Genomic DNA, 8898 nt, shown 5'->3' on the forward strand with positions numbered 1-8898 from the left:
CTCTTTTTTTATAAGATTAACGTATTTGATCTTAACGGTAACGTAAAATAAAATGTACTGCCTTTCCCCAGTTCACTTTCAGCCCACAATTTGCCGTTATGACGTTGAATAATTTCATACGAAATATACAATCCGACGCCCAAACCCTGAAATTGTACTGCATTTTCTTCTACCCGATGATATTTTTCAAATATTTTGTCAACGCTTTGTTGGGCAATACCGATACCGGTATCTTTTACTGATACTTTTATTACATCCATTTCCTGCTCTACCAGGATAAAAACCTTTGCTGCATAGGGAGAATATTTTACAGCATTGGTTAATAAATTTATCAGCACTTGCTGCAGCCTTGCTTTATCGCCGGTTACTTCGTCATTTACTTTACCGGTTTTTATAATTTTATGATTTGGCGAAGTAAGTTGTACACTTTCAACAGCACTTTCAATCATTTCATTAAAATTAAAAGTAGAGATATTATAATTTAACTTGCCAAGCCTTATCTTACTTACATCCAGCAATTCGCTTATCAATTCATTCAGCCTGTTTACAGACGCGTTTGCCTTTTTTACATACAGTTTTGCATCTTCCTCGCTTTCATTTACAGAAAGTTCCAGCATTTGCAAGTAAGCTTTGGCGGTGGTGAGTGGTGTCTTCATTTCATGGCTGGCAATGCTGATGAATTCATCTTTTCTTTCTTCATTTAGTTTTTGCTCATGTATATCAGTTAGTGAGCCAACCCACTTAATTACTTTTCCAGCAGGATCCAAAAAGGGTCCACCTATCAAATAAAACCATCGGTATATACCTTCTTTGTTTTTTAGCCGTATTTCATACTTATAACCTTTTCCACTGGTAAATACCTGATTCCAATGCGTTGTCAAACGGTCCCGGTCATCCGGGTGCATCATGTAGTTCCAAGCTTCGGCTACATCATCTATACCTGAATATTCTTTCCAGTTTTTTGAGCCGTACTCTATATTGCCCTCGCTATTTATCACCCATACCATTTGGGGCAAGGTTTCCGCAAGGTTGCGAAAGCGTTCTTCACTTTCTTTCAGCTCTTGTTGTTTTTTCTTCTCCTCTGTAGTGTTTCTGACTTCAATTACGGTTCCCTTGGCAATTCCGTTATGCGTAATAGGGCTTGCTGTAAAAGCCACAGGATAAAAGGAGCCGTTTTTGTGTACAAAAAACTCCTCGCCTTTCATTTTACTTTGCGAAGGTAGAGCTTGGTCTATCGGGCATTCTTCCAAAGGGAACGCTGATCCGTCAGGATAGGAATGATGCACATAATAATGTAACTGTTTTCCTTTCAATTCTTCCAGGGTAAAACCAGTCATTATTTCTGCGGATTCGTTCATGTAAACACAATATTGCTTTTCATCCATTAAAAACAAAGCCATTTCTGTATTAGCCGTAATGCTTTCCAACAACTCCTTTTGATGCCTAAGGGCATTTTGGATTTCTCTTGTTTTTTCTTCATTTTTTTTGCGTTCTGTAATATCGGTGAACAAAACTGCAAACTTTTCCTTTTCAATAGGTAAAGCTTTAATTTCAAACCAGCGATCGGTATCTTCAAAGTAGTGCTCAAATACAACAGGACGCTGATCATCCACCACGGAAGCATAGATTACCATCCATTTATCAAGTGAAGGAAAAACCTGCATCAGGGGTTTACCAATCACCATTTCTTTGGGAACTCCTGTTTGTTTTTCATAGGTTGGATTTACCTCCAGTATAGTAAGGTCAATTCCTTTACCTTCTTTATTACGTATTAGCTCGCAGAGGGTAAAGCCCTGATCAATGGAAAAGAAAAGGGTTCGGTATTTTACTTCACTTTCCTCAATTTTATTTCTTGCTTCCACCTGCTCTGTAATATCATAAGCCATTCCGATTATGCCTATTACTTCATTCAATTCATTTTTTAATGCATCCAAAGAAAAATGAAAATAACGCTTGGAGAGGATACCGTTATTGTCGACATCCATCATAACTGCATACTCGTTTGCAGTATATGTTTCACCAGTATTATAAACGTTATCAAATATTTCAAAAGTGCCTGTACCTTCAAATTCAGGAAATACGTCACGCAAACGTTTACCTAAAAAATCGCTTTCTTTTCGATTGTACTGTTTTTGATAAGCCACGTTTGCCATAATATACTCGTGGTCGGGCCCCTCAAATGCGGCAATGGCAGCAGGGGCATTCTGAAAAATATTTTGCAAGCTTTGAAGGATTGTTTCCATTTATTTTATTATTATGCCTAATCCTTTTATTACTTTTTCAGTGTCGGCAAAAGGGCCCATGAGAATTTTTTCCCGGCAACAGAATCGATTTTATTAATGATGGATTGCCTTTTGGAAATCCGCTTCCAATTATTTCATCTAATCCGGCAATGCCGGTAGAGTTTTGGGTAATGTGATTGTTATTTGATTTCATATTTTAAAGTAGTATACACAAACCAATTTATTAAAAGTTAAAATTAGTTATTTTTTCCATATAATAGTATATCATAGGGTTTCAATACTTTGTAAACTGGTTGTTTAGCTTCTGTCACATTCTGATTATCAGGGTGTGTCAGAAAGGGTAGCAGGTAACGTCCAGGGCTGTATGCTGTTGGGATATTTACTTCCGTCAGGCCACAACCGCTGTTAAATTTATAATTAAAAGTTCATTCTTTTTACAAAAGTTCAAAGATGCTGGTCAAGCCGAAACTGGAGACTGGCTTTGCTTTTAGCTGAAGATTGTTGGTCATGCCCCAATAGCATAAAGCCCCATGTTGTGTACGGTTTTCTAAATGGTACTGTCTACCTGTTATGGCATGATTTACTCGAATAACTATTTTGTCTTTAATTTAGTCATAAAATATCCAGCAAGTAAAAAAACAAACCCAATAGAAAAAATAAAAAGATTGGCGTCTATGTTGGCAAATATTGGCAGAACTCCATTTGGGTCTGATAATGCACCACCGTACAAATGTGTTATTGTCGCATTTGAAAGAAAACCACCTAAAACGATAAGCCCCAAAATAAATGAAATTTTAATTGAAAAATCTTTTTCAGTTTTCTTTGTCCATAAAAGATAAAGCCCTAAAAGCGAAAGCCCAAATGTGATAATTACTTGCCAAACTACATGAAACCTGGCGTGTCCCGGCCATAGTGGATTTTCTGCATGAGTTTGGTTGAAGTCGGCAAATGGTGGTATAAAACCATAAATAACGGCTGTCACTGTCATTAATATTTTTCCGACTGCTTGTTTTGTTGTTGTCATTTTTGTCTAAAAATTAAATTGTTAGTGAGAAAGTTTGATTTTTATTGTTTGCAAATCTAATGTCGCTACTTTGTTGGTTTGTAATGTCGCCATAAAATGGCACACAACGTCCAGGGCTTTATGTATTCTAGGATTATTAAACTACCAAATTTGTTTTAAAATCAAGCTGCATGCTGGTAGTTTTCCACATACATTTCCCCTTTTTTCACTACCGCAAACATCCGTAATATCAATTTAAATTTTATGTTGTTCAAAACGATTTTGTAGCACTTTGTTTTCAATTTTATTATCACTGTAATTTTTAATTTCTTTATCCCACGCCGTCGCGCTTTTGGCCGCCTGGTTTAGCTCCTGCTTCAATTCCTTATTTGCTAAATGACTTACTGTTTTCCTTCCTCTAATACTTGTTCCTGAACTATGGTCAAAGGGTATTACACCTACATATACAGCATAGGCTCTTGGGTTGGTAAAGCTTGTGAAATTTTCAATATAGGCGATTGTCATTAATCCATTCGCTTTGCCAATTCCTTTGATGCTGGTTATTAGTTGATAGCTGGTTTGAATCTTTACATCATTGGCTACGATCTTCATCATCTCAACTTCAAGTGCCGCAATTATTTCTTTATTTTCCTTTTGCTTTCGCTCTAACATTTTTATGACAATATCCTTTTTACTTGCTTCATACATATGCTTGCGCTCTTTAACGGTTGACTGGTAACCCGCATTTCCTCACCAATCGCTTTCTGAAATGTAGAAGCTCTTTAAGGCTTGCTATTGCTGGATTTAGTGGCTCGTCGGCCTTCAATGATTTATGCTTTTCTTCCCCATATTGTGCAATTCTGCTTGCATCTACTTTATCATTTTTTCCTCTCGTAATACCTAAGGAATTTTTGATTGCCAACCCAGGAATTCTTGTGTACAAGATTTGTCGTGATTGACAGAACTGCAGCAATTTGTATTGATAGCCTCCTGTATATTCTAGTACGATAAAGCTTTTTTGCAAATCAATATTGAAATGCTTGCACCACTTTTGAAATTGCAAAAATCCTTCTGTACCATTTTGAATTCTGATGTGCTCAGATATTTCAGCACAATAGATATCCAATGTGTTTTTAGAAACATCTACCCCTAAAGTTAAATCCCAATTTTTCATCGTCTAAGTTTTTAAGTGTGATAAAAACTTGCTCTTGTCAAAAACCTTTGATGATTCAAAGAAATAATTCTAGCTGGACCTGGAGCAAGAAAGTAAAGGAGGGAACTAATACATAAAAAAGTCCTTAATGACTAGCTGTTGGGCAAGTTCACCCACCCCTTACTTTCAAAATTGTCAACATTATTGGTAGTTATTAACACCCCCTTGCAACCCCCACTATAATAGTAGTAGATATTAATAAAATTCTAAGAAATTAATCCAAAGGCTGTTGGGATATTTCCTTCCGTCCGCCCACAACCGCTGTTAAATTTATAAATTAAAGTTGATTGTTTTTACTAAAGTTCAAAGATGCTGGTCAAGCCCAAACTGAAGACTGGCTTTGCTTTTAGCCGATGTTTGCTGGTCAAGCCCCAATAGCATAAAACCACATGTTGGGCGCAGGCTCTAATAATATATCAATTAAATGATTTGAAGATTGTAACTGATACTGCACCATATACGTCCTTCGCCAATTTATTATATTCAAGTATAGAGTAACAATAGGAATTTTTTTTAGCAATCATTTTCTGATAAAATATTCTATTATTCTTCTCTCCGCTAAGGACATAAAAATTTTTACCAAGTTTTTGATATGTTATTTTAGCTTTTGATAAAGCTAAGTTTTCAATATCCAAAGTGTATTGTCTTTTTAACGAAACAGGATTACCGTCAACGTCTTGATTAAGTCTACCATAAACGGTCAATACTTTTGTACCTTCTTTATTTACGAAAACTCTTCCGTCACCATTTTCACTTTCAGGATTCGGTATTAAAAATGTAGGATAATCGATACAATAACCAAATCTCGCATTACAATAAGTTTCAAAATCCTTCGTCAAATCTCTCCGTTGAAAATTTGTTGTAAAGAGCAGAGACACAAATAATAGTAATTTCATGGATTTCGATAATTATAGACTTCCAAATTGCTTGCGCCCAACGGGCAGGGCTTGCTGCTGTGCTGGTATTCAACGAATGTCCAGCCTGGAACCGCAGCCCAATTTAAAAACTGAGTTGAAGTTAAGAACTAAAGCCGAACATTGAACGTCGCGCCCGGACTGCTGCTGATAGCGAACAAAAAGATGAGGATTTATTCGTCAGCCAGGAATAGCAGCAAACCCAATGTTACAAGCCGTTATTTTCTGTCACCCTCTTAAAGTTTTTGTTTTTTAAAAGAAACAACTGAATGATGATTAGTCCAACTATAAGCCAAAAGTTAATGACAGATTTAGCTGAATATTTTTTATGAACACGGCGAATTGTGTCAAGATAACTTTTTGCCTTTTCTTTTACTGTGTCAATACTGTGAGTTGAGTCAACCTCCATTTTTTGCATATTAGTTAATGCATTATTTTTTGAGGCTGCAAAATCAAAATGCATAAAACTGTCCGCAAGCAGATAAAGCATAAGTCCGAACGAAATTATTTGTAAAAATTTTATAAGTGTCATTTATTGAACTTTACTACTAACTAATTCTGCTATGAAAAAAAGGATTATCAAACCAATGCCCCAAATAACAAGAGTTTTACTTTTTTTTATTGTCGCCCAAACTAAAAACAATGAAACAGTCAAAAAGACAACTCCGCTTGTCAGGTTATAGTTTGCATAAATTGAAGCGTTCTGATAATACCATTGGTTTTCATTTATTGGACCAAATGGATATGCAGATTCTTGTCCTGCAATTTTTACGTTGTAAAATTCAGAAAGTCCTATAAATGCAAATAAAAGTCCGAACGCTGCAACAACATAAGGGAGTGTCCAAATAAGTTTGCTGTTGCTTTTGTTTGTCATTGTGTGTAGGGTGTCCAATATAATGGCATGTAACGAGCAAGTATTTGCGAAGGCTGGGAAATAGACTTGTGTCCGCCCGTACCGCTGTTGATTAAAATTATTAGTTGAAGTTAAGAATTAAAGCTCGTTGATGTTTGTCCTGCCCGGAACCAAAGCCGAACAATGAAAAAATGCTTATTGTTATTCCGTCTACCCAGCTTTTGCAAATACTTTTGTTGTACGATGTATTGAGTACTATAAATTTCGGGGCCTTATTTTTGAACCAACTATTAACTCTTCACCTTTATAAGTTAAACCGCCAGATAATATTGCTAATACATTTCCTTTTAGATCAATTATTGGAGCACCACTTAAACCGTGAAAATCAAAATTACTCACTTTTTTAAAAAGATAATCTGTCTTTGCGTATTCACCTGCCAATTTTAATTCGAATAATGATTCTTTTCCCTCGCTAGTATAACCAACAACAAAATATGTACTTGGTGAATTTTTCAAGTCAATAATTCCTTCCATTGTCGTAAGTGGATAATTTTTGGTCAGTTTGAAAGATTTCAAGTTTGAGTTTGAAGCGTTATTTATCATTTTGAAAAATAAGACATCACCACTTGTTTCAAAAATATTGTTGGTATTTGTTGAAATAGCAATAGTCTTTGAAAGATTATTAAACTCCCAACTAGACAAGGTTTCAGAGATTTTATCTAGCTTGATGCTATCTTTAAAACCTCCATCGGGCCCCAATAAATGTTTAGCAGAAACAATAAATTTTGTTGTATCCATTTCCATAATAAAACTCAATCCGGCTCTATGTTTTTGGCCATCTTTTAGGGAAATTTCATTCTGATAAATTGAATTTGAAAAATCTTTTGTCTTCATCATTTCAGAAGTGACCGTGTCATTTGGATTTTTACTGGCAACATACTCAGCATATCTGTCAGATTTACTATTCAGATCACACGAAGCAAAAAGTGTCAAGATAAATAGTTGAAGAGTTAATCGTTTCATTTATGGTTTAATTTTTAGGGTGTTTCAAAATATATCGTACAACGAGCAGGGCTTGCTGGAGGGCTGGAATTCATTGCTCGTCCCGCCCGGAACCGCTGCTGATTAAAGATATAAATGTAAAAGTTAACAAACAAAAGCCCAGCATTGCTTGTCCTGCCCAGCTGATGTTGATTGTGATAAAATGCCCATTGATACAACGTCAGGCCCGGCTTGCAGCAAACCCAATGTTGGCTGCAGGCTTTCTTCTTAATACTGTTGCATTATTTTATTTTCGTAGAGTCTACCCAACGAATTGTCTTGTAAATCATAAATGAATATAATAAGCTATCTTTTGAAGGTACTCGATATGCACCTTTTGCCTTCATTAGGTAAGCGGCTATTGCAGTCATCTCCCAACCATCAAATTGGTCTGCTGTCCATTTAGGATTTATCAATTTTTCAAATTGTCTCCTTTGTCCATAATCACGAACTAATCCTATTTTTGATTTTATTTTTTCTTCCAAATTTGGATTCTCCCAAGCCCACAGCCAAGTATTAGATTTTAAAGAAAGTGAACCTACTTCTTCATAGTCAATAATGAATTTTTTTATGCCCTTGTCACTAAAGGTTAACTCCCCAGTAAATTGGTCATAATACCAGTCCTGATAGCCACCAATTTTATAAACGTTGGTACAGATGTCTTGCTGTTTATTTAGATATTCGTATGCTTTTTTGGACAGGTTTTCAAAAGAAATAGTGTCAAGTTCTGATGTTTTGTCCATAGAATGTTTTCTTGATTGGTCCGCACAACCGAATAATGAAAGTACGCCCATGCAAATAATGAAAATTACAACTGATTTAAAGGGTCTCATAAGCTTGGAGCCAACGATCAGGTATTGCTGCAGGCGGGATATTTATAATGTCTGCCCGGAGCTACTGATGATTGAAAATATTTTGATGAAATTAGGATATACACAAGATTAATAACGTCAAGCCCGAACCAAAGTACAGCGATGCAAACTGCTGAGGCTTCAATGTCCAGCCCCGCTTGCCGCAATACCCCTTGTTGGCTGCAGCCTTCGAATTTAGATTTATACTTCTACATATTCAATTCTAATGATGTCCCTGAGTAACTGCACTTGGAGATGTCTTGTCAACACCCGCATATTTTTTTTAGTTTCTATAACAACAGTTTTATCATCCTTCCAGTGAGCTTTAATGTATAAATTAATTCCAAATGCGTCATATGCAGTTGCACCCCAGTTGTTCCCGTTAATCATGACTGTAGTAACGGAATACATTTTGTCGTCACCACTTTCTCTAACATCTATTTCAAATTTCCCACTTGGCGACTTAATGAAAAAAAGCCACTTTGGAAAATCGCCTTCATCTGTCCTAACTATCAATATTTAATATTTTTAAAATTACTCGCTGTAATAGGTTGCAGCCAACGAGCAGGGCTTGCTGCAGGGCTGGAATTCAATGCTTGTCCTGCCCGGAACCGCTGCTGATTAAAAATATAAAAGTAAAATTTAACAAACACAAGCCCAGCAAAGCTTGTCCTGCACAGCTGATGTTGATAACGATAAAATGCCCATTGATACAACCTCAAGCCAGACTTGCAGCAAACCCAATGTTGTGCGTTCGCTTTTTAATTATGCTTTTCAACT

General features: G+C 36.1%; 10 protein-coding genes. All 10 read right to left on the reverse strand.

Annotated features, from left to right (window positions below; all coding sequences use genetic code 11):
- Window positions 1-8: 8 nt before the first annotated feature.
- Window positions 9-2243, reverse strand: a complete 2235-nt coding sequence (locus tag JWR61_RS20170; RefSeq protein ID WP_301929526.1) for a PAS domain S-box protein — start codon at window positions 2241-2243, stop codon at window positions 9-11.
- A gap of 592 nt (window positions 2244-2835) precedes the next feature.
- Entirely contained in the window at window positions 2836-3267 is a 432-nt protein-coding gene (locus JWR61_RS20175) for a DUF6640 family protein (protein ID WP_301929527.1), read from the reverse strand.
- Window positions 3268-3501: 234 nt separating this feature from the next.
- On the reverse strand, window positions 3502-3954 hold the full coding sequence (locus JWR61_RS20180) for an IS110 family transposase (RefSeq protein ID WP_301929528.1): 453 nt from the start codon (window positions 3952-3954) through the stop codon (window positions 3502-3504).
- Window positions 3955-3967: 13 nt separating this feature from the next.
- A complete protein-coding gene (locus JWR61_RS20185; protein ID WP_301929529.1) occupies window positions 3968-4420 on the reverse strand; it encodes a transposase in 453 nt (150 codons plus the stop codon).
- Window positions 4421-4875: 455 nt separating this feature from the next.
- Window positions 4876-5355, reverse strand: a complete 480-nt coding sequence (locus JWR61_RS20190) for a hypothetical protein (protein ID WP_301929530.1) — start codon at window positions 5353-5355, stop codon at window positions 4876-4878.
- A gap of 226 nt (window positions 5356-5581) precedes the next feature.
- The gene (locus JWR61_RS20195; protein WP_301929531.1) at window positions 5582-5905 is read right to left on the reverse strand and encodes a hypothetical protein; all 324 of its coding nucleotides are present in this window, start codon (window positions 5903-5905) and stop codon (window positions 5582-5584) included.
- The gene (locus tag JWR61_RS20200) at window positions 5906-6247 is read right to left on the reverse strand and encodes a hypothetical protein (protein ID WP_301929532.1); all 342 of its coding nucleotides are present in this window, start codon (window positions 6245-6247) and stop codon (window positions 5906-5908) included.
- Between the two features lie 234 nt (window positions 6248-6481).
- A complete protein-coding gene (locus JWR61_RS20205) occupies window positions 6482-7249 on the reverse strand; it encodes a hypothetical protein (protein WP_301929533.1) in 768 nt (255 codons plus the stop codon).
- 260 nt (window positions 7250-7509) lie between these two features.
- Window positions 7510-8010 carry a DUF6882 domain-containing protein gene (locus JWR61_RS20210; protein ID WP_301929534.1) on the reverse strand — a complete coding sequence of 167 codons (501 nt, stop codon included), beginning with the start codon at window positions 8008-8010 and terminating at the stop codon, window positions 7510-7512.
- Window positions 8011-8319: 309 nt separating this feature from the next.
- Entirely contained in the window at window positions 8320-8634 is a 315-nt protein-coding gene (locus JWR61_RS20215) for a hypothetical protein (protein WP_301929535.1), read from the reverse strand.
- Window positions 8635-8898 lie beyond the last annotated feature (264 nt).

It is taken from the genome of Ferruginibacter sp. (assembly GCF_028288465.1).
In the GTDB taxonomy this organism is placed as follows: Bacteria; Bacteroidota; Bacteroidia; order Chitinophagales; family Chitinophagaceae; genus Ferruginibacter.

What these genes read in the sequence shown, in the direction of transcription:
- JWR61_RS20170 (WP_301929526.1), bottom strand. Translation starts at nt 2,243, where the DNA reads ATGGAAACAATCCTTCAAAGCTTGCAAAATATTTTTCAGAATGCCCCT.
- JWR61_RS20175 (WP_301929527.1), bottom strand. Translation starts at nt 3,267, where the DNA reads ATGACAACAACAAAACAAGCAGTCGGAAAAATATTAATGACAGTGACA.
- JWR61_RS20180 (WP_301929528.1), bottom strand. Translation starts at nt 3,954, where the DNA reads ATGTATGAAGCAAGTAAAAAGGATATTGTCATAAAAATGTTAGAGCGA.
- JWR61_RS20185 (WP_301929529.1), bottom strand. Translation starts at nt 4,420, where the DNA reads ATGAAAAATTGGGATTTAACTTTAGGGGTAGATGTTTCTAAAAACACA.
- JWR61_RS20190 (WP_301929530.1), bottom strand. Translation starts at nt 5,355, where the DNA reads ATGAAATTACTATTATTTGTGTCTCTGCTCTTTACAACAAATTTTCAA.
- JWR61_RS20195 (WP_301929531.1), bottom strand. Translation starts at nt 5,905, where the DNA reads ATGACACTTATAAAATTTTTACAAATAATTTCGTTCGGACTTATGCTT.
- JWR61_RS20200 (WP_301929532.1), bottom strand. Translation starts at nt 6,247, where the DNA reads ATGACAAACAAAAGCAACAGCAAACTTATTTGGACACTCCCTTATGTT.
- JWR61_RS20205 (WP_301929533.1), bottom strand. Translation starts at nt 7,249, where the DNA reads ATGAAACGATTAACTCTTCAACTATTTATCTTGACACTTTTTGCTTCG.
- JWR61_RS20210 (WP_301929534.1), bottom strand. Translation starts at nt 8,010, where the DNA reads ATGGACAAAACATCAGAACTTGACACTATTTCTTTTGAAAACCTGTCC.